The sequence below is a fragment of the Sphingomonas sp. MJ1 (PH-R8) genome, assembly GCF_048058635.1.
Classification (GTDB): Bacteria; Pseudomonadota; Alphaproteobacteria; order Sphingomonadales; family Sphingomonadaceae; genus Sphingomonas.
Window position 1 is genome coordinate 43508 of record NZ_JBBEFX010000021.1, and the last position, 18004, is coordinate 61511.

Annotated in this window: 16 protein-coding genes and 1 pseudogene; 11 read left to right on the plus strand and 6 right to left on the minus strand. The window is 70.9% G+C overall.

What is annotated here, in order from left to right; translation table 11 throughout:
* Positions 1-10 precede the first annotated feature (10 nt).
* The 5 genes from VPH46_RS14605 to VPH46_RS14625 all read left to right on the plus strand — a co-directional run bounded on the left by VPH46_RS14605 (position 11) and on the right by VPH46_RS14625 (position 5631).
* On the plus strand, positions 11-1498 hold the full coding sequence (locus tag VPH46_RS14605; RefSeq protein ID WP_416612343.1) for a hypothetical protein: 1488 nt from the start codon (positions 11-13) through the stop codon (positions 1496-1498).
* 162 nt (positions 1499-1660) lie between these two features.
* A complete protein-coding gene (locus VPH46_RS14610; protein ID WP_416612345.1) occupies positions 1661-2908 on the plus strand; it encodes a putative DNA modification/repair radical SAM protein in 1248 nt (415 codons plus the stop codon).
* Positions 2909-2975: 67 nt separating this feature from the next.
* The gene (locus VPH46_RS14615; RefSeq protein ID WP_416612347.1) at positions 2976-3461 is read left to right on the plus strand and encodes a hemerythrin domain-containing protein; all 486 of its coding nucleotides are present in this window, start codon (positions 2976-2978) and stop codon (positions 3459-3461) included.
* Position 3462: 1 nt separating this feature from the next.
* Positions 3463-4860, plus strand: a complete 1398-nt coding sequence (locus VPH46_RS14620; RefSeq protein WP_416612350.1) for a UdgX family uracil-DNA binding protein — start codon at positions 3463-3465, stop codon at positions 4858-4860.
* Between the two features lie 252 nt (positions 4861-5112).
* Positions 5113-5631 carry a biliverdin-producing heme oxygenase gene (locus VPH46_RS14625; protein ID WP_416612353.1) on the plus strand — a complete coding sequence of 173 codons (519 nt, stop codon included), beginning with the start codon at positions 5113-5115 and terminating at the stop codon, positions 5629-5631.
* On the opposite strand, the gene VPH46_RS14630 is transcribed toward VPH46_RS14625, so the two are convergent.
* Positions 5628-7787: a histidine kinase dimerization/phosphoacceptor domain -containing protein gene (locus VPH46_RS14630; protein ID WP_416612355.1), complete on the minus strand. Its 2160-nt coding sequence runs from the start codon at positions 7785-7787 to the stop codon at positions 5628-5630. The two genes, VPH46_RS14625 and VPH46_RS14630, sit on opposite strands and share 4 nt — an antisense overlap.
* Positions 7788-7893: 106 nt before the next feature.
* On the opposite strand from VPH46_RS14630, the gene VPH46_RS14635 reads away from it, so the two are divergent.
* Positions 7894-8673: an SDR family oxidoreductase gene (locus tag VPH46_RS14635; RefSeq protein ID WP_416612358.1), complete on the plus strand. Its 780-nt coding sequence runs from the start codon at positions 7894-7896 to the stop codon at positions 8671-8673.
* A gap of 296 nt (positions 8674-8969) precedes the next feature.
* On the opposite strand, the gene VPH46_RS14640 is transcribed toward VPH46_RS14635, so the two are convergent.
* The 5 genes from VPH46_RS14640 to VPH46_RS14660 all read right to left on the minus strand — a co-directional run bounded on the left by VPH46_RS14640 (position 8970) and on the right by VPH46_RS14660 (position 13543).
* On the minus strand, positions 8970-9980 hold the full coding sequence (locus tag VPH46_RS14640; RefSeq protein ID WP_416612360.1) for an SMP-30/gluconolactonase/LRE family protein: 1011 nt from the start codon (positions 9978-9980) through the stop codon (positions 8970-8972).
* Positions 9981-10002: 22 nt separating this feature from the next.
* The gene (locus VPH46_RS14645; protein ID WP_416612362.1) at positions 10003-11196 is read right to left on the minus strand and encodes an acetyl-CoA C-acyltransferase; all 1194 of its coding nucleotides are present in this window, start codon (positions 11194-11196) and stop codon (positions 10003-10005) included.
* 70 nt (positions 11197-11266) lie between these two features.
* Positions 11267-12463, minus strand: a complete 1197-nt coding sequence (locus VPH46_RS14650) for a spinster family MFS transporter (protein WP_416612375.1) — start codon at positions 12461-12463, stop codon at positions 11267-11269.
* 52 nt (positions 12464-12515) lie between these two features.
* Positions 12516-13037, minus strand: coding sequence for a YceD family protein (locus VPH46_RS14655; RefSeq protein ID WP_239435622.1), 522 nt, complete (start codon positions 13035-13037; stop codon positions 12516-12518).
* Positions 13034-13543 carry a ubiquinol-cytochrome C chaperone family protein gene (locus VPH46_RS14660; protein WP_125959083.1) on the minus strand — a complete coding sequence of 170 codons (510 nt, stop codon included), beginning with the start codon at positions 13541-13543 and terminating at the stop codon, positions 13034-13036. The genes VPH46_RS14655 and VPH46_RS14660 overlap by 4 nt, the downstream gene beginning before the upstream one ends.
* A 113-nt stretch (positions 13544-13656) precedes the next feature.
* Between VPH46_RS14660 and VPH46_RS14665 the strand changes: the two genes are divergently transcribed.
* The 5 genes and pseudogenes from VPH46_RS14665 to VPH46_RS14685 form a co-directional block, all read left to right on the plus strand.
* A complete protein-coding gene (locus VPH46_RS14665) occupies positions 13657-14148 on the plus strand; it encodes an outer membrane protein assembly factor BamE (protein WP_125959084.1) in 492 nt (163 codons plus the stop codon).
* A 125-nt stretch (positions 14149-14273) separates the two neighbouring features.
* Entirely contained in the window at positions 14274-14762 is a 489-nt protein-coding gene (locus VPH46_RS14670) for an RcnB family protein (protein ID WP_416612367.1), read from the plus strand.
* A 340-nt stretch (positions 14763-15102) separates the two neighbouring features.
* Positions 15103-16491 (plus strand): glycosyl transferase family protein, encoded by a 1389-nt coding sequence (locus tag VPH46_RS14675; RefSeq protein WP_416612369.1) that lies wholly within the window; start codon positions 15103-15105, stop codon positions 16489-16491.
* A complete protein-coding gene (locus VPH46_RS14680) occupies positions 16488-17501 on the plus strand; it encodes a hypothetical protein (protein WP_416612371.1) in 1014 nt (337 codons plus the stop codon). Before VPH46_RS14675 ends, VPH46_RS14680 begins: the two co-directional genes overlap by 4 nt.
* Before the next feature lie 40 nt (positions 17502-17541).
* Positions 17542-17928: pseudogene (locus VPH46_RS14685) on the plus strand (TSUP family transporter); the annotation flags it as partial.
* Between the last annotated feature and the right edge of the window lie 76 nt (positions 17929-18004).

Genomic DNA, 18004 nt, shown 5'->3' on the forward strand with positions numbered 1-18004 from the left:
CGGCGGCGGCATGACGGCACAGACGGGACTGAGACGCGATCCGATCGCCTGGTTGCTGTTCGCGGTCGTCTGGTTCTCCTGCGGCTGGTTCGGCTCCTGGGAGTTCAATCCCAACAACGCCACCCGCATGTACGCGGCCGTCTCGCTGGTCGAGCAGGGCGATGCCACCATCGATGAATATGCCGCGCTGACGATCGATCGCGCGCAGTTCGGCGACCATTTCTACACCGACAAGGCACCGGGCATGACGCTGATGGCGGTGCCTTTCGTCGCGCTCGCCGATGCCGTCACCGGCGACGATGCCGAGTTCCACCGCATCCGTAACGAGGACCCCGGCTTCAACCGCTTCATCAAGATCCGGGTCCGCCTGACCGCCGTCTTCACCTCCGCATTGTTCGTCGCCATCGCTGCGATGCTGCTGTTCGACCTTGGCCGCGGCGTGACCGGCAGCACCACCGCCGGCCTGTTCGGGGCGCTCGGCTATGCGCTCGGCTCGATCGCCTGGGGCTGGGCCACCACCATCTTCGGCCATGCCGCCTCCGGCGCGATGCTGGTGATCGCCGTCTGGGCGGTGTGGCGGGGCACCCGCACGCCCGGCGGCACCCGCGCCAGCATCGGCTATGCCGCGATCGCCGGCCTGGCACTCGGCTGGGGCGCGGTGATCGAGCCGCCTTCGGTGCTGGAGGCGCTGCCGATCGGCCTGTGGGCGCTGTGGCGGATGCGGGGCTGGGCCTGGGCGCAGCGGCTCCCGGTGATGCTCGCCGCCGCCGGCGTGGCCCTCGTCGCGGTGCTGCCGCTGTTCGCCTACAACGCCTTTGCCTTCGGATCGCCGTTCCAGTCGGGCTATGCCGGGGTCACCGACTTCGCCGGCATGCAGCAGGGCTTCTTCGGCCTCACCTATCCCAAGCCGCACGTGCTGTGGGAGATCGTGTTCGGCCCGCGGCGCGGGATCCTGTGGGTCTCGCCGGTGCTGGTGCTGGCGCCGATCGGCCTCGCCTGGCTGCTCTGGGATCGCCGCTACCGCGACCTCGCCGTGCTCGCGATCGTGCTGGGCATCCTGCCCTTCCTCTACAACGCCGCCTATTATTATTGGGACGGCGGCCACTCGACCGGCCCCCGCCACGCGGTTCCCGCCCTGGGCTTCCTGGGACTCGGCCTCGCCGGCTTCTGGACCCTGCTGCGCACGCCCGTCGGCAAGCTCCTCGCCGCGCAGCTGCTGGCCGTCTCCATCGCCATCAACCTGATGATCGCCTCGGCGGAAATCGCCGCGCCGGATTTCTTCGACTACGCGGTCTGGCGCGCAGTCCTGCTGGAGCGATTCGCGCCAGGCTACCTCCGCACCGTCGCCGACGAATGGCTGGGCTTCACCCCCTGGGAAGGACTGGGCATCTGGGCGCTGGTCGCGCTGCCGCTGCTGGGTCTCGTCGCCTGGCTGGCATGGCGCGCGGACGACGGTTCTGTCGCTCTCTCACGACAGAAAGCCGTTCGTCCTGAGTAGCCATTGAGCGTAGTCGAAATGGCGTATCGAAGGATGCTTCGATACGGGCTTCGACAGGCTCAGCCCTACTCAGCACAAACGGATCGATGTGAAGCGCTCGTCAACCTAACCCGCTGATCTTCCAGCCTTGCACCGCCGCTCGTTCGAACATAGATAGAACAGATGGCGCAGCTCGACACCCGCGAAAAGCTGGCGATCCTCGCGGACGCTGCGAAGTACGACGCCTCTTGCGCGTCCTCCGGCACGGCCAAGCGCAATTCGCGCGACGGCAAGGGGCTGGGCTCGACCGAGGGCATGGGCATCTGCCACGCCTATGCGCCCGACGGCCGCTGCATCTCGCTGCTCAAGATCCTGCTGACCAACAGCTGCATCTTCGACTGCCATTATTGCATCAACCGCAAGAGCTCGAACGTGCGGCGCGCGCGCTTCACCGCCGAGGAAGTCGTGCGCCTGACGCTGAGCTTCTACCGCCGCAACTATATCGAGGGGCTGTTCCTCTCCTCGGGCATCATCCGATCGTCCAACTACACGATGGAGCAGCTGGTCGAGGTCGCGCGCAGCTTGCGCGAGGACCACGATTTCCGCGGCTATATCCACCTGAAGACCATCCCCGATGCCGATCCCGAGCTGATCCACCAGGCAGGGCTCCATGCCGACCGCGTGTCGATCAACGTGGAGCTGCCGACCACCAGCGGCCTCAAGCGCCTGGCTCCTGAAAAGTCGGAGAGCCAGATCGAGGGCGCGATGGACGGGATGCGCACCGCGATCACCGACGGCACCGATGCGCGCAAGCGCTATCGCAGCGCCCCCCGCTTTGCGCCGGCCGGCCAGTCCACCCAGATGATCGTCGGCGCCGATGCCGCGACCGATCGCGACATCGTCGGCCGCGCCGCCACCCTCTACGACCGCTTCGAGCTGCGCCGCGTCTACTACTCCGCCTTCAGCCCCATCCCCGAGGCGTCAGCGGTGCTGCCGCTCCAGCGCCCGCCGCTGATGCGCGAGCACCGGCTCTACCAGTCCGACTGGCTGATGCGCTTCTACGACTATAAGCCCGACGAAGTCCGCGCCGCCGCCGACGACGCTACCGGCATGCTGCCGCTCGACATCGATCCCAAGCTCGCCTGGGCATTGAAGTTCCGCGACAACTTCCCCGTCGACGTCAACCGCGCCCCGCGCGAAGCGCTGCTGCGCGTGCCCGGCCTGGGCGTAAAGGCGGTCAACGCGATCCTCTCCGCCCGCCGCTGGCGTCGCCTGCGCCTCGACGACGTCGCCCGCCTCACCGTCTCGATCAAGAAGCTCCGCCCCTTCCTGATCGCGGACGACTGGCGCCCGCTCGCGCTCGCCGATCGCGCCGAGCTGAAGCCGCTGGTCGCCGCCAAGAAGCAGCAGCTGGAGCTGTTCGCCGCCTGAGAGTGATTCGCGGGTGAAACGCCGCGCCCCGCCGCCGGTTGTCCCCTCGAACCCAGGGAGGAACATCATGGCGGACGCCCGCATCTACCAGGATCTGAAGCGCGACCACGACAAGCAGCGCGGCATGCTCGCCCGGCTGGCCGATTTCTCCACGCCTGCCGAGGAGCGCCAGCAGCTGTTCGAGGAGTTCCGCCTTGAGCTGCAGAGCCACGCCGCGGCCGAGGAGGAGTCGCTCTACGCGACCATGCTCGGCGACCCCGAGCTTCGCGACGACGCCCGCCACTCGGTTTCCGAGCACAAGGAAGTCGACGATGTGCTCGGCGAGCTCATGAACCTCGAGCTCGACTCGGACGAATGGAAGGAGAAGTTCTTCCACATGCGCCGCCGCTACGAGCATCACATCGACGAGGAGGAGGAAGAGATGTTTCCCGCCGCCGCCGAGGAGCTCGACGACGCGACCGAGGAAAAGCTCGCCGACATCTACGAGGACCGCAAGCCCAAGGAGCTGGAGGAAGCCCGCGACAACCCGCCCGGCAGCGACGAGCGCGAATAACGTGCGCGGCGTCACCCTCCCGACCCCCGACGACTTCGACGCGTGGCGCGACGCCGCGCGCGAGCTCGCGGCCGAGGGGGTGGCGCCCGACCAGGTGGTGTGGCGCACCGGCGACACGGTCGCGGACCTGTTCGCGCAAGGGGCACCCGAAGCTCCGCCGGCAGCTTCCCCCGCCGGCCCCGGCTTCTCGGTCCCGCGCGCCTTCCTCGACCTCGCCCGCGACGTGGTGATGTCCTCGGCGCCCGACCGCTTCGCGCTGCTCTACACGCTCTTGTGCCGCCTGCGCACCCAGCCCCGCCTGATCGACGACCGCGCCGACCCGCTCATCCGCAAGCTGGAAGGGCTCGCCAAGGAAGTCCGCCGCGACATCCACAAGATGCGCGCCTTCCTCCGCTTCCGCGAAGTGCCGGAGGACGACGGTACCAGCCGCTACGTCGCCTGGTTCGAGCCCGAGCACCACATCGTGCGCGCCAACGCCGCCTTCTTCGTCAACCGCTTCGCCAGCATGCGCTGGTCGATCCTGACGCCGGAGGTGTCGCTGCACTGGGACGGCGAGTTGCTCACCGAAGGCCCGGGCGCCACCCGCGCCGATGCGCCCGAGGGGGATCCGGTCGAGGAGGTGTGGAAGACCTATTACGCCTCCATCTTCAACCCGGCGCGGCTCAAGAAGGGCGCGATGCTCAAGGAAATGCCGCGCAAATATTGGAAGAACATGCCCGAGACCGCGCTGGTGGGACAGCTGATCGCGGGCGCCCAGGCACGAGAGGCAGGCATGATCGACAAGGCCCGCACCCAGATCGGCGGCAACATCCAGGCCGCGTGGGAGGCGCTGCGCGAGGAGGCGATGGGCTGCAAGCGCTGCCACCTGTGGAAGCCCGCGACACAGACGGTGTTCGGCGAAGGCCCGGTCGACGCGCGGCTAATGTTCGTCGGCGAGCAGCCCGGCGACCAGGAGGATCTGGCCGGCAAGCCCTTCGTCGGCCCCGCCGGTCAGATGTTCGATCGCGCGCTGGCCCAAGCCGGCGTCGACCGCAGCACCGTCTACGTCACCAATTCGGTCAAGCACTTCAAGTTCGAACCGCGCGGCAAGCGCCGCATCCACAGCAAGCCGGATGCGGGCGAGATCGACGCCTGCCGCTGGTGGATCGAACAGGAAACCGCGCTGGTGAAGCCGCAGGTCACGATGGCGCTGGGCGCCACCGCCGCGCGCTCGCTGCTCGGCCGCACCGTCACCATCAGCCGCGAGCGCGGCCAGGCGATCGCCCTTCCCAGCGGCGGCGAGGGCTGGATCACCGTCCACCCCAGCTACCTGCTGCGCATCCCGGACAAGGCCAAGGCCGAAGACGAATACGCCCGCTTCGTCGAAGACCTCCGCACCGCCGCCGCCCGGCTGGCTTAGGGGCGGCCCCGCCCATCTTCTCCGTACCCCGGCGAAGGCCGGGGCCCAGTTGGAACGTCCCCCCAAAGCAAAGCGCACCCGTGTCCCCGCGCAGGCGGGGACCCAGGGCCCAGCAAAACAACCCCCGCCTGCTCCCGCTACCCTGGGCTCCCGCCTACGCGGGAGCACGAAGCCGTAGGCCGCAAGCGCACGCACTGGGCCACGCGACCCGCAGGCTCGACCCGGTGCGGCCCCGGCGCTACAGCCGCCGCGATGCACGCCAGCGCCCTTCTCCGCGAGACCACCCGCGCCGCGCACGAGCAGGTCGACGCCGCCTTTGCGCGCTTCGACCTCGCCGATCGCGACAGCTATGCCGCGATGCTGGTGGCCCACGCCCGCGCGCTGCCCGTGGCGGAGGCGGCGATGGCAGCGGCCCCGGCGCTTCCCCGTTGGCGCCCGCGCACCCCGCTGCTGGCCCAGGACCTCGCAGACCTCGGCCGGCCGCTGCCGCCCCAACTGCCGTTCGCGCTGCCGCAAGGTCCCGGGGCGATCGCCGGCCTCGCCTATGTGGTGGAGGGATCGCGCCTGGGCGGCGTCTATCTCGCGCGGCAGGTGGGCGCGGGGCTCCCCGCGCGCTACCTCTCCGCCGCGCATGAGAAGGGCGAATGGCGCGCGTTCCTCGCCTGGCTCGACCAGGCGGGCGAGGCCGGTGGCCCCGGCTGGATCGAGGCTGCGCTTGCCGGCGCCGCCGCCGGCTTCGCGCTCTACCAGCAGGCGGCCGAAGCCGCCTAGCGGCCGGCCTCCTCGATCGGCGCGGTCAGGATCACGCGCAGTCCGGGCGCATTGTCCTCGAACGCCAGTTCGCCGCCCAGCCGGCCGACGAGCGCCTTCATCATCCGGCTGCCGAAGCCCTCGCCGGCGCCGCTCTTGCCGCGTCCCTGGTCCTCGACGATCAGCCGCAGGTTGGCGCGATGCTGCTCCAGCATCACCGTGATCGGGCCGGTGGTGCCCGGATAGGCGTATTTGGTCGCGTTGATGACCAGCTCGGTCGTGATCAGCCCGATGTCCACCGCGCGGCCCGTCGGCACCAGCACCGGCGCGAGATAGACGCGCAGCGCCGATCCCCAGTCCGCCCCCAGCGACGCCCGCATGTCGGTCATCAGCTCGTCCAGGTATCGGCTGAGCTCCACCGCCTCGACCTGGTCGTCGCGATAGAGGCGGCGATGGACCAGCGCCACGGCGGACAGCCGCGCCTGCGCCTCGGTCAGGTGGCTCGTCAGGTCGGCATCGCCAACCGCGCGCGCCTGCATGCCCAGGAAGGCGGAAACCAGCTGCAGGCTGTTCTGCACGCGGTGGTTCACCTCGTGCATCAGCACGTCCTTCTGGCGCAGCAGCAGCTCCTGCTCGCGGTTCGCCGCTGACAGCTGGCCGTTGAGCTCGCGCAGCCGCACCCGTTGGCGCAGGTCGTGCAGCACGCCGCGCAGCCGGTGCGCGGCCTTGACCTCTTCCAGCGTCCAGCGGCGAGCGCGTCCGCGCACGATCTGCGACCAGCTTTCGAACGAGGCGCGCGGCGTCAGCACCGCGCCGGGCTCCACCTCCACCGCCTTGTGCGGGTTGCCGGCCCAGTTGACGCGCTCGACCTCCTCCATCCGGAACCACAGCGCCATGCACTCGGTGCCGTCGATCGGCATGCCCAGCAGCCCGCTGCCGACGCCGGCATAGCCTTCTGCCGGCGGGAACAGCGTCGAAAGCTCCCGGCTGACCACCAGGCCGCCGCCCTGCCCGTTGACCCACTCGGCCAGCCGCAGCAGGTCCGCGTCCTCGGGGCAATGCCCCTCGCGCGTCACGCTATCGCCGCACACCAACGCAAAGCCGTCGGCGTCCAGCAGCTCCGCCAGCTCCTTGCCGCACTGGGCCAGCTGCACCCGGATCGGCTGCTCGCCGCCCAGCCGCGCGGTGACCAGGTCCTCGCCCGCATGCAGCCGCAGCCGCTCGCGATAGCTTTCGGCTTCCTCCTGCGCGCGGATCTGGCGGGCAAGGCCGCTCGCCAGCGCGCGGGCGGCGGCGCGCAGTTCCGGATCCATCCGGCGCGGGCTGTCGTGATGGCAGGCGACCAGCCCCCACAGCACGCCGTCGCGCACGATCGAGATCGACGCCGACGCCTCCACGCCCATGTTGCGCAAATACTGGAGGTGGATCGGCGAGACGCTGCGCAGCGCCACGTCCGACAGGTCGATCCCGCCCTGGTTCGCCGATGCCGGCCGGATCGGCGCGGGCGTGTAGCGCGCGTCCGGGATCACGCGGACGCGGTTGCGCACATAGAGCGCGCGCGCCTGGCGCGGGATGTCGGAGGCGGGAAAATGATGGTTGAGGAAGCTGTCGAGCCCCGGCGCCCGGTCCTCCGCCAGCACGACCCCGGCGCCGTCGTCCAGGAAGCGATAGAGCATCACCCGGTCGAAGCCGGTGAGCTGGCGAAAGGCCACCGCCGCCCGCTCGCACAGCTGGACCAGGTCGGCCGCCCGCTCGAAGGTCGCGGCCGCGCGCTCCAGCCCGACCAGTACCTCGATCGCCGGCCGCACCGGCTCCGGCTGCGGCTCCAGCTCGACGATCAGCATGTCGCCCGAACGGTGAAGGCTCGCCTCCAGCCGCCCCTCGGTGCCGGCCACCGGCGCCAGCCGCAGCGTGCCGCCGGGTCCCATGTCGGCCGATCGCAGCAGCGCGGCGATGTCCTGGCCGATCAGCTCCGCGATCGGGCGGTCGAGCCAGTCGGGCGCAAGCCGCGCCTCCAGGTCGCCCGCACCGGCGACGGTCCTGAGCGTCGCGGCATCGACGATCAGCAGCAGCCCGTGCGGCTGGATCGCCCCGGAGAGGTGGATGGGCTCCCGATCGCAGGCCGAAAGGTCATGGCCGATCGGCGCGCTTTCCTGCAGTTGCTCTACCGTCGTCACGCGCCACTCAACTCTTTGTCCGGGCCCCAAAATGGACCATGCGCGGTTTCAACGCAAATCCGCCGCCAACGGAAACGGACGGGCGCGCGGAAAAAGGAGCAAGACCATGGACCTGGGCATCGCCGGCCGCACCGCCATCCTTTGTGCCTCCAGCGCCGGGCTCGGCCGCGGCTGTGCGGAGGCGCTGGCTGAGGCGGGCGCCCGCATCATCCTCAACGGCCGCAATGCCGAAAAGCTCGAGGCGACGGCCGCGGCGATCCGGCAATCGACCGGTGCGGAGGTGATCGCGGTGGCCGCCGACGTCGGCACCGAGGCGGGGCGCCAGGCGCTGCTCGCCGCCGCGCCGGATGCCGACATCCTGGTCAACAACAATGCCGGGCCGCCGCTGCGCCCGTTCGAGGAGCTCGACGCCGACAAGATCCGCGCCGGGCTGGAAAGCAACCTCGTCACCCCGACGCTGCTGATCCACGCGCTCTTGCCCGGCATGGTCGAGCGGCGCTTCGGCCGGATCGTCAACATCACGTCGGGCTCTGTGAAGATGCCGCTCCCCGGCCTGGACCTGTCGAGCGGCGCGCGCGCCGGACTCACCGGCCTGGTCGCCGGCGTCGCCCGCTCGGTCGCCCACGCCAATGTGACGATCAACAACCTGCTGCCGGGCTCCTTCGACACCGACCGCATCGCCAGCATCGTCGCGCAAGCGGCGGCCAAGTCCGGCGCAAGCGAGGCCGAGGAACGCGCCAGGCGCGAAGCCTCGATCCCCGCCAGGCGGCTCGGCACCCCGGCCGAATTCGGCGCCACCTGCGCCTTTCTCTGCTCGAACCATGCCGGCTACATCACCGGGCAGAGCCTGCTGATCGACGGCGGCACCTTCCCGGGCATTCTCTGACTCGCGGCGAGGGCCCGGTCCCCCTCCCCGCCTTTGGGCGGACGACGCGCTCCCACCGTATCCCCGTGAAGGCGGGGATCCAGGGCCAAGCAAACCACCGTCAGCGATAAAAACCCTGGGCTCCCGCCTGCGCGGGAGCACGAAGAGGGGGAACGCCTTTTCCTTCTTGCGTACCCCGGCGAAGGCCGGGGCCCAGGTGGGATAGCGGCGGAGGGGAGCGCCGAACCTCGGAGGCCACACCAACTGGGCCCCGGCCTCCGCCGGGGTACGAGTTGAGGTCACCCTCGTCTCCCGACCTACCCCCGCGGCTTCAGCGAAACCCGCGCGATCGCATGGTTCGACGACATGTACAGCGCCGCCCCGCCCTCGCCGATCGTGCAGTTGGAGATGACGTCGCCGCTCTGGATCAGCCCCAGGCGCTCGCCCTCCGGGCTCAGCACGTGCATGCCGCCGGGGCCGCTTGCGAACAGATGCCCCTCCGCCGCGACCTTCATGCCATCCGGCAGCCCCGGCAGGCCGGCGGCCACGTCGGCGGCGAAGTCCACCAGCACGCGCTTGGCGCTCGGCATGCCGCGGCCGCCGAGCGTATAGGCGACCAGCACCGGCCCCTTGGGGTCCGACACCGCGACGTAGAGCGTGCCCTCATCGGGCGAGAGCGCGATGCCGTTCGGCCGGGTGAGGCTGCGGTCCAGCACCTCCAGCCGCCCGTCCGGCGCCAGCCGATACACGCCGCAGAAGTCGAGCTCGCGCAGCGGCGACTCGCCCTCGCCCGCCAGCCCATAGGGCGGATCGGTGAAATAGAGCGCGCCGTCGCTGGCGCAGATCACGTCGTTGGGGCTGTTGAAGCGCTTGCCCTCGAACCGGTCCACCACCGTCGTCTTGCGCTTGGTGGCGAAGTCAAGGCGCGCCACCACACGGCTGCCGCTGTCCGCGATCAGCAGCCGCCCGCGCCCGTCGAGCGCCAGCCCGTTCGATCCCGCTTCCCGGATCGACTTGGGGATCGGCCCGACGAGGCCAGACGGCTCCAGGAACAGGTCGAAGCCCTTGTCCCGCCGCCAGCGCCACATGCGGTTGGCCGGCACGTCGGAGAACAGCAGCATGCCGCCGCCGCGCGGCACCCACACCGGCCCCTCCGACCATTGATAGCCGCCGCCCAGTATCTCCACAGGCGCGTTGGCATCCAGGATCGCGTCGAGCTTCGGCGACAGCCGCCGAATGCCCCTGGGGAGCGCCGGTGCAGGCGCCGCAAGCGCGCTGGAAGCTAGCGGCAGGGCCATGCCGGCCCCCAACAGGTCGCGACGACGCATCGGCAGTTCCTCCCCCCAACAATCATGAATCGATCCGCTCGACCGCCATGGCGGTCGCCTCGCCCCCACCGATGCACAGCGTGGCGATCCCGCGCCGGGCGCCCCGCGCTTCCATCGCCGACAACAGCGTCGCCAGCACCCGCGCCCCGGACGCCCCGATCGGGTGCCCCAGCGCGGTGGCGCCGCCGTGCACGTTCACCCGGTCATGCGCGATGCCCAGGTCCTGCATCGCGATCATCGCCACGCAGGCGAACGCCTCGTTGATCTCGAACAGGTCGACGTCGCCGACCGACCAGCCCGCCTTGTCGAGCACGCGCTGCACCGCCCCCACCGGCGCGGTGGTGAACTGCGCAGGCGCGCGGGCATGCGCGGCATGGGCGACGATCCGCGCGATCGGCTTGAGCCCGCGCGCCTCCGCCACCGACTGGCGCGCCAGCACCAGCGCCGCCGCCCCGTCCGAGATCGAGGAGGCATTGGCGGCGGTGATCGTGCCCTCCTTGGCGAACGCGGCCTTCAGCGTGGGGATGCGCGCGACGTCGCCCTTCGCCGGCTGCTCGTCGGCGGTCACGGTGACGCTGCCCTTGCGCCCCACCACCTCGACGGGGACGATCTCCCGGTCGAACGCGCCCGACGCCTGCGCCGCCTGCGCGCGGGTCAGCGATTCGATCGCGAACGCGTCCTGCGCTTCCCGCGTGAACTGGTATTCGCGGGCACTGTCCTCGGCAAAGGTGCCCATCGCACGGCCGGGCTCATAGGCGTCTTCCAGCCCGTCGAGCATCATATGGTCGTAGATCGTGTCGTGACCGATGCGCGCGCCGGCGCGATGCTTCGTCATCAGATACGGCGCGTTGGACATGCTCTCCATGCCGCCGGCGACGATCAGGTCGCACGATCCGGCGGCCAGCGCATCGGCGGCCATCATCGCCGCCTTCATCCCCGATCCGCACATCTTGTTGACCGTGGTCGCCTCGACCGACTGCGGCAGCCCGGCATGGAGCGCCGCCTGCCGCGCCGGCGCCTGGCCGAGCCCCGCCGACAGCACGCAGCCCATATAGGCGCGCTCGATGTCTTCCGGGGCGACGCCGGCGCGCTCCACGGCCGCGCGGATCGCGGTAGCGCCCAATCGGGTGGCGGGAACGGCCGCGAGCGCCCCCTGGAACCCGCCCATCGGCGTGCGGGCATAGGACAAAATCACGGTCGGGTCGGCGGCGGTCATACATCTCTCCTGCGTGCACGGCGTCGTTGCGCCGGCCCGGCCGATATAGGGCGCCCCGCCCCCGCTGTCGCTACTCGTCGACCCAGTCGCCCGGCAGCACCCGCGCCGCCGCCGCCATCAGCGCGCCCGCCACGAGGTAGCATCCGAGCGCCGCCAGCATCGCATAGCGCAGCGCCTCGTCCCCCAGCTGCGGCGTCAGCGCCTTCGACAGCGCGCCCACCAGCCACGATCCCAGCCCCAGCCCGATCAGGTTGTTGATGAGCAGGAAACACGCGCTCGCGGTGCTGCGAATTGCCGCCGGAACCAGCTGCTGCACCGCCGTCAGCAGCGGACCCGGCCAGGCATAGACCAGCGCCTGCGGCACCAGGAACAGCGCGAAGGCCGCGACCCAGGAACCCGACAGCAGCCCCGCCGCCAGCAACGGCACGCCCGCCGCATAGGCGATCGCCGGCACCAGCGCATAGGCGCGCCGGGTCCGCCGCCCCCAGCGATCGGCGATCACCCCGCCCAGCAGGATGCCCGCCACGCCGCCGGTGAGCAGCAGCGCGCCCACGAACCGCCCGGTCTCCGCCAGGTCCAGCCCGAAGCTGCGCATCATCAGGCTCGGCATCCAGAAGGCGATGCCATAGCCCGCCGTCGACCCCGCAGCCCCGCCCAGCGAGAGGAGCCAGAAGCTCGGCTTGCGCGCCAGCATCCCGAACACCGGCAGCAGCGGCGCCTGTCCGGTACGCGTGCGCGGCGGATCGCGGACCAGCAACCGGAACACGGGCGCGGTGAGCAGCCCCGCCACCCCCATCACCACGAACGCCGTGCGCCATTCGACCGCCGCCGCGATCGCGCCGCCCAGCAGCACGCCGACGGCCGATCCGATCGGGATGCCCAGCCCATAGATCGCCAGCGCCCGCGCGCGCCGGCCGGGCGGGAAGGTGTCGGCGATCAGCGCATAGGAGGGCGCCACGCCCCCCGCCTCACCCACGCCCACGCCCACGCGAAACAGGAACATCTGCGCAAAGCCCTGCGCCGTCCCGCACAGCGCCGTGAACCCGCTCCACACCGCCAGGCTAATCGTAATGACCCAGCTGCGGCTCGTCCGGTCCGCCAGCATCGCCAGCGGAATCGCGAGCGTGCAGTAGAGCGTCGCGAACGCCAGTCCCCCCAGCATCCCCAGCTGCGAGTCGGAGAGCTTCAGGTCCGCCTTCACCGGCATCGCCAGGATGCTCAGGATCTGCCGGTCCAGGAAATTGAAGCTGTAGACGAGCAGCAGCATCGCCAGCACCACGCCCGGGCGGCGGTGCTGCGGACCGGCGGTCACGGGCACCCTATTTCAGCTTGTCCTTGAGCACCGAAAAGGCCGTGAACGGCTGCACCTCGTCCTCGCCCACCACGCCCGCCTCGCGCAGGATCGCGTCGGCATTGGGCGCGCGCGGGAACGGATCGAGCGCCAGCGCCAGCGTCTCCGCCGCCGCCTCGCCCAAATCGATCGCGCCGCCCTCGAAAAACATGGTGTCGCATTCCTCGGACGACAGCTCGATCTCGTCGCCCTCGGGCGTGCCTTCCGGAAGGAAGCGCAGCGCGAAGCTCTCGTCGATCGTCGCCGGCACCGGTTCGGCGGTCGCGACGCAGCTCTGCACCACCGCGCCCTTGAGCGTGCCGCGCGCAACCACGCCCGCCGCATCCCGGCGCAGCGTGAAGTCCGCCGCCAGCACGTCGATCGACACGAGGCGGAAGCGCTTGGCCAGCGCCGCCCGCTCCTCCGGGCTCGCCTCGACCCGCACGTCGCTGTCGCCCGTGCCGATGCGGTCGAGCCGGTGCGGCCGGCTGAATTCAGGGGTCGGGGTCATTCGGGAAGCCTTCCAGCAAGCAATGTGTCGATCGCGGTCTCTCCGAGCGCGCGGTGCAGCGCCTCCAGCCCGCCCGCCACATGCGCGAGCGGGGCAGCACCCGGGTCTTCGCCGCGATAGAGGTTGCGCAGCACCGCCGGCGCGAGCGCACCCGTCGCCAGCCCCTCGCGATAGGCGCCGAGCCTTCCGCCCAGCATCGCCATCATCTTCCCGATGTGCTTGCCGACCACGATGTCGCCGATACCGGACTGGCGCAGCTGCCCGTCCATGTCGTCGACGAACCGCTCGGCCAGCCGCACCGCCGGCATCGCGCCCTCGGGCGTGTCCTCCAGGCGCAGCAGCACCATCGACAGCACCGCCGCCAGCATGTCGAACCGGCCGTCGGTGGTGTCGGGCACCGCGCCCTCGACATACCAGTGCGGCTGGCGCGCCCGCGCGATCACGGCGTCGTACAGCGGGGCGAGCGGATCGGGCGGCGGGGAACGGAACAGGTCGAGCAGGCGCATGACGGCTTTCGAAAGACGGAAACGGAGGGCGGCCTTGTCGCGCACCGCCGGCCCGCATATTGAGGCGATCGGCGCGTGATGCAATCGCCCGCCGGGTTTGCTGGAGGAAGTCGATGAAGCTGTTTGCGCACCACGGCATTGCCGTTGCCGCCGTGGCGCTGGCCGCGCTGGGCCTGGGGGGCTGCACGCGCGTGCGCACGCACCAGGGCTATGTGATCGACGCCGATCTCGTGAACGCCGTCCAGCCGGGCGTCGACAATCGCGAGTCGGTGACCAGCACGCTCGGCCACCCGACCTTCACCGGCCAGTTCGGCAGCGGCAACACCGAATGGTATTATCTGTCGCGCGACAGCCGCAACCTGGCCTTCAATCGCCCGAACCCGAAGGAGCAGACCACGATCCGCGTCCGCTTCGACCAGAACGGCACCGTCCAGTCGATCGACCGCACCGGCATCGAACAGGTCGCCTCGATCAGCCCGTCGGGCAAGAAGACGCCGACGCTCGGCCGCCATCAGAGCTTCTTCCAGGATCTGTTCGGCAACATCGGCAGCGTGGGCGCGGCCGGCATGGGCGGCGGCCCGGGCGGCGGCAACCCGAACCAGTAAGCTTTCGGGGGCTACGCGGCGGACGCGCAGCTTTCGTTTCCCTGACGAACCGGTTTGCGGTCCGTTCAGCGACGGGGCGCTACCTCTCCACCATCGGGCAATGCCCGCAGTGTAGAGGAGCCCCCATGCGTAGCCTTATCCTTGCAGCCCTTGCCGCCACGACCGTCCTGTCCGGCGTGGTCGCCCCGGTTGCCGCCAGCGCCCAGCCCCGCAGCGAGCACTGGGATCGCCGGGATCATCGCGACGACCGCCGCCACGAGACCCGCGGCCGCTACGACCGCCACGACGTCCGTCCGGGCGTGCGGCCGGCGCCGCCCCGCTATGCCCGCGATCATCGCTGGGGCCGCGACGACTGGCGCGCGTACCGCAACGGCAACCGCCGGCTCTACGCCCGCGGCCCCTGGCAGGCGCCGTTCCGCTATTCCAGCTTCCGCGTCGGCGGCCGCATCGCCCCGCCCTATTACGGCAGCCGCTATGTGATCGCCGATCCGTGGCGCTACCGCCTGCCGCCGGCCCGCCCGGGCCTGCGCTGGGTGCGCCACTATGACGACGTGCTGCTGGTCGATTATCGCCGCGGCCGCGTGGTGGACGTGATCCGCAACTTCTACTGGTAAGCCGCACCGTCCCCGGGGCAGGCCGCACCGCCTGCCCCGGCTCGCCGCCCCCGCCTTCGCAGGCGCCCAAGGCCCCGGCTCGGCGGAACCCCTACGTCCCGCGGAACACCGCCCCGAAGAGACCGCGCACGCGCCGTACTCCGGCGGAGGCCGTGGTCCAGGTGCGGGCGGACCTCAAAGATACGCGACCTGTTTTTTCCGTTCCCCTCCAAGTCGCATCTCATGGAAGCACGTACTTCCCCGCAGGCGCCAAGTACGCAAACACCTATTACTACGTACCCAACTTGCCTAACCTCGCGTTTACTACATAGTCGCCGCATCCGAATCGGGGGAGTTCGCTGTGGGGGGCCTGGCGACGGCAATCGGAGTGCTCGATGGCGTGCTGCACGAAGTCGTGCTGTTCGCAGCGTTCGGCTTTCTCATCGGCGGTGCCGACGACCTGGCGACCGATCTCGTCCATTTCGGGCGTCGCCTGCGCCCCAGGCGCAAGGCCGCCGAGCCGACGCCTCCAGGCGCCTACACCCCCGGACGGCTGGCGGTGTTCGTCCCCGCCTGGGACGAGGCAGCCGTGATCGGGCTGATGCTGCGCAGCGCGCTCGCCCGCTTCGACCATCCCGACTACCGCATCTACGCCGGCACCTATCCCAACGATCCGGCGACCGTCACCGCCGTGCAGGCCGTCGCGCAGGAGGACCCGCGCGTCCGCCTGGTCGTCTGCCCGCGCGCCGGCCCAACCACCAAGGCCGACTGCCTGAATGCGCTGTGGCATGCGCTGCTCGCGGACCAGCGCGCCGAAGGCCATCCGTTCAAGGGCGTCGTGCTCCACGATGCCGAGGACCTCGTCCACCCCGAGGAGCTCCGGCTGCTCGACCAGGGGCTCGACCATGCCACCACCGTGCAGCTGCCGGTGCTGCCGCTCGCCGATCCCCGCTCGCGCTGGATTTCGGGCCACTACATCGACGAGTTCGCGGAGGCGCATGGCAAGCTGATGCCGGTGCGCCAGGCACTCGGCGCCGGGCTGCCGCTTGCCGGCACCGGCTGTGCCATCGCCGTGCCGATGCTGGCGCGCATCGCCATCGCCCGAGGCGGCGTGCCGTTCGACGAGGCGAGCCTCACCGAGGATTATGAGCTCGGCCTCACCATCGCGATGCTCGGCGGACGCGGGCTGTTCCTGAACGTGCGGGAGACCGGCGGCGACCAGCCGGTGGGGGTGCGTGCCTATTTCCCCGCCACGCTCGACGCCGCCGTGCGGCAAAAGGCGCGCTGGATGATCGGCATCGCGCTCGCCGGCTGGGACCGGATCGGCTGGGCGGCGCGCGGCCGCGCGACCGATCACTGGATGCGGATGCGCGATCGGCGCACCATCCTGGCCGTGCCCGTGCTCGCCGCCGCCTATGTGGCACTGGTCGGCTGGGGCATTTCGGAGAGCGTCCACTGGCTGATCGGCACCAGCCGTGCCGATGCCTCGCCCGCGATGCGGCTGCTGCTGATGCTCAACAGCGCGCTGCTGCTCTGGCGGATCGCGATGCGCGCCCATTTCGTCGGCAGACGCTGCGGCTGGAAGGAGGGGGCTCGGTCGATTCCCCGCGCCATCATCGCCAATCTGGTGGCGCTGCTCGCCGCCCGCCGCGCGATCTTTCGCTATCTCGCCATGCTGCGCGGCGCCGAGCTGCGCTGGGACAAGACCGCGCACCATTTCCCCAGCCTTGCCGGCGAAGCCGCCGCATGAAGGGCGCGGGAAGGCCGATCAAGTTCCTGCTGCTCGTGCTGGTCGGCTGGACCGGGGCGCGCGCGACGCTGCTGTGGCCGGGCGCCGAACTCGCCGCCGTCGCGGAAGCCTCGGAGACGCCGGCCGGGCTCAGCCCCATGCCCGCAGCGCCGCTGTTCGCCTTTCCCCAGCCGTCCGGGCACCCGCGCTTCGTCGACGCGACGTCGCCAGAACGCGTGCTTCCCGGTCTGCGCGACCCCGGCGTCTCGCCCGTCTTCCACTCGGCTGCGGCCACGATCTCCTCCATTTCCGAGTCGGCTCCGGGCGCGACGCGCACGCCACAGGTCACCACCTCACCCGAACCCGCCCTGGCCCTGGTCGCCCAGCCGCAGGCGCCGCGCCGCTGGTCGGCCAGCGCCTGGCTGGTCGCGCGCGGCGGCAGCATGGCCGGCGACGGCGCGTTCGGCCCGGCCCAGCTCGGCGGCAGCCAGGCCGGCGCACGCATCCGCTATGCGCTCACCCGCACGCTCGCGCTTTCCGGCCGCCTCTCCAGCCCCTTGCGCGGCGTCGGCAAGGAGGCCGGGCTCGGCATCGAGTGGCAACCGCTCAAGCTCCCGCTCCCGGTCTCGATCCTGCTCGAACGGCGACTCGCGCTCGACTCCGGCCCGGACGGGACCGGCCTCGGCGCGATCGCGGGCATCAACCCCACCCCGGTCGTCGGCAGGCTGCAGGTGGAGGGCTATGGCCAGGCCGGCGTCGTCCTGCGCGCGCGGCGCGAACCCTATGCCGACGGTGCCGTCCGGCTGCTCCACCCGGTTTCAAGCGGCAAGCGCCTTCAGGTCGCGCTCGGCGCCGGCGCCTGGGGCGGCGCCCAGCGCGGCGCCAGCCGGCTCGACATCGGCCCCTCGCTCGTTGCCACCGTGCCCACCGGCGGGCCGAAGCTGCGCCTCGCCGCAGAATGGCGCCAGCGCGTCGCCGGCAACGCCGCCCCCGGGTCCGGCCCCGCGCTCACCCTCGGCACCGACTTCTGAAGGCTTTGTCCCGCCCGGCCAAACGGCTATCGACAGGACAATGGACCTCTACCTCCCCGTCGCGAACCTGTCGGTCAACGCGCTCGTGATCGTGCTGCTCGGCGGCGGCGTGGGGTTCCTGTCGGGCATGTTCGGGGTCGGCGGCGGGTTTCTGACCACGCCGCTGCTGATCTTCTACGGCATCCCGCCCACGGTCGCCGCCGCTTCGGCCGCCAGCCAGGTGACCGGGGCGAGCGTGTCGGGCGTCTTCGCGCACTTCCGCCGCGGCGGCGTCGACGTGCGCATGGGCGCGGTGCTGACGGTCGGCGGCGTCATGGGCTCGATCGCGGGCGCCGGCATCTTCCGGCTGCTCCAGGCGAGCGGCCAGATCGATACTGTGATCGCGCTCATCTATGTGCTGCTCCTGGGCTCGATCGGCGGTCTGATGCCGGAGAGAGTGTAGATCTCGGGGGTCGCCGTCTCATTAAAATAGGGGTGGGGGGGGGGGGGGGGGGGGGGGGGGG

What these genes read in the sequence shown, in the direction of transcription:
- VPH46_RS14605 (WP_416612343.1), top strand. Translation starts at nt 11, where the DNA reads ATGACGGCACAGACGGGACTGAGACGCGATCCGATCGCCTGGTTGCTG.
- VPH46_RS14610 (WP_416612345.1), top strand. Translation starts at nt 1,661, where the DNA reads ATGGCGCAGCTCGACACCCGCGAAAAGCTGGCGATCCTCGCGGACGCT.
- VPH46_RS14615 (WP_416612347.1), top strand. Translation starts at nt 2,976, where the DNA reads ATGGCGGACGCCCGCATCTACCAGGATCTGAAGCGCGACCACGACAAG.
- VPH46_RS14625 (WP_416612353.1), top strand. Translation starts at nt 5,113, where the DNA reads ATGCACGCCAGCGCCCTTCTCCGCGAGACCACCCGCGCCGCGCACGAG.
- VPH46_RS14635 (WP_416612358.1), top strand. Translation starts at nt 7,894, where the DNA reads ATGGACCTGGGCATCGCCGGCCGCACCGCCATCCTTTGTGCCTCCAGC.
- VPH46_RS14640 (WP_416612360.1), bottom strand. Translation starts at nt 9,980, where the DNA reads ATGCGTCGTCGCGACCTGTTGGGGGCCGGCATGGCCCTGCCGCTAGCT.
- VPH46_RS14645 (WP_416612362.1), bottom strand. Translation starts at nt 11,196, where the DNA reads ATGACCGCCGCCGACCCGACCGTGATTTTGTCCTATGCCCGCACGCCG.
- VPH46_RS14650 (WP_416612375.1), bottom strand. Translation starts at nt 12,463, where the DNA reads ATGCTGCTGCTCGTCTACAGCTTCAATTTCCTGGACCGGCAGATCCTG.
- VPH46_RS14655 (WP_239435622.1), bottom strand. Translation starts at nt 13,037, where the DNA reads ATGACCCCGACCCCTGAATTCAGCCGGCCGCACCGGCTCGACCGCATC.
- VPH46_RS14660 (WP_125959083.1), bottom strand. Translation starts at nt 13,543, where the DNA reads ATGCGCCTGCTCGACCTGTTCCGTTCCCCGCCGCCCGATCCGCTCGCC.
- VPH46_RS14665 (WP_125959084.1), top strand. Translation starts at nt 13,657, where the DNA reads ATGAAGCTGTTTGCGCACCACGGCATTGCCGTTGCCGCCGTGGCGCTG.
- VPH46_RS14670 (WP_416612367.1), top strand. Translation starts at nt 14,274, where the DNA reads ATGCGTAGCCTTATCCTTGCAGCCCTTGCCGCCACGACCGTCCTGTCC.
- VPH46_RS14680 (WP_416612371.1), top strand. Translation starts at nt 16,488, where the DNA reads ATGAAGGGCGCGGGAAGGCCGATCAAGTTCCTGCTGCTCGTGCTGGTC.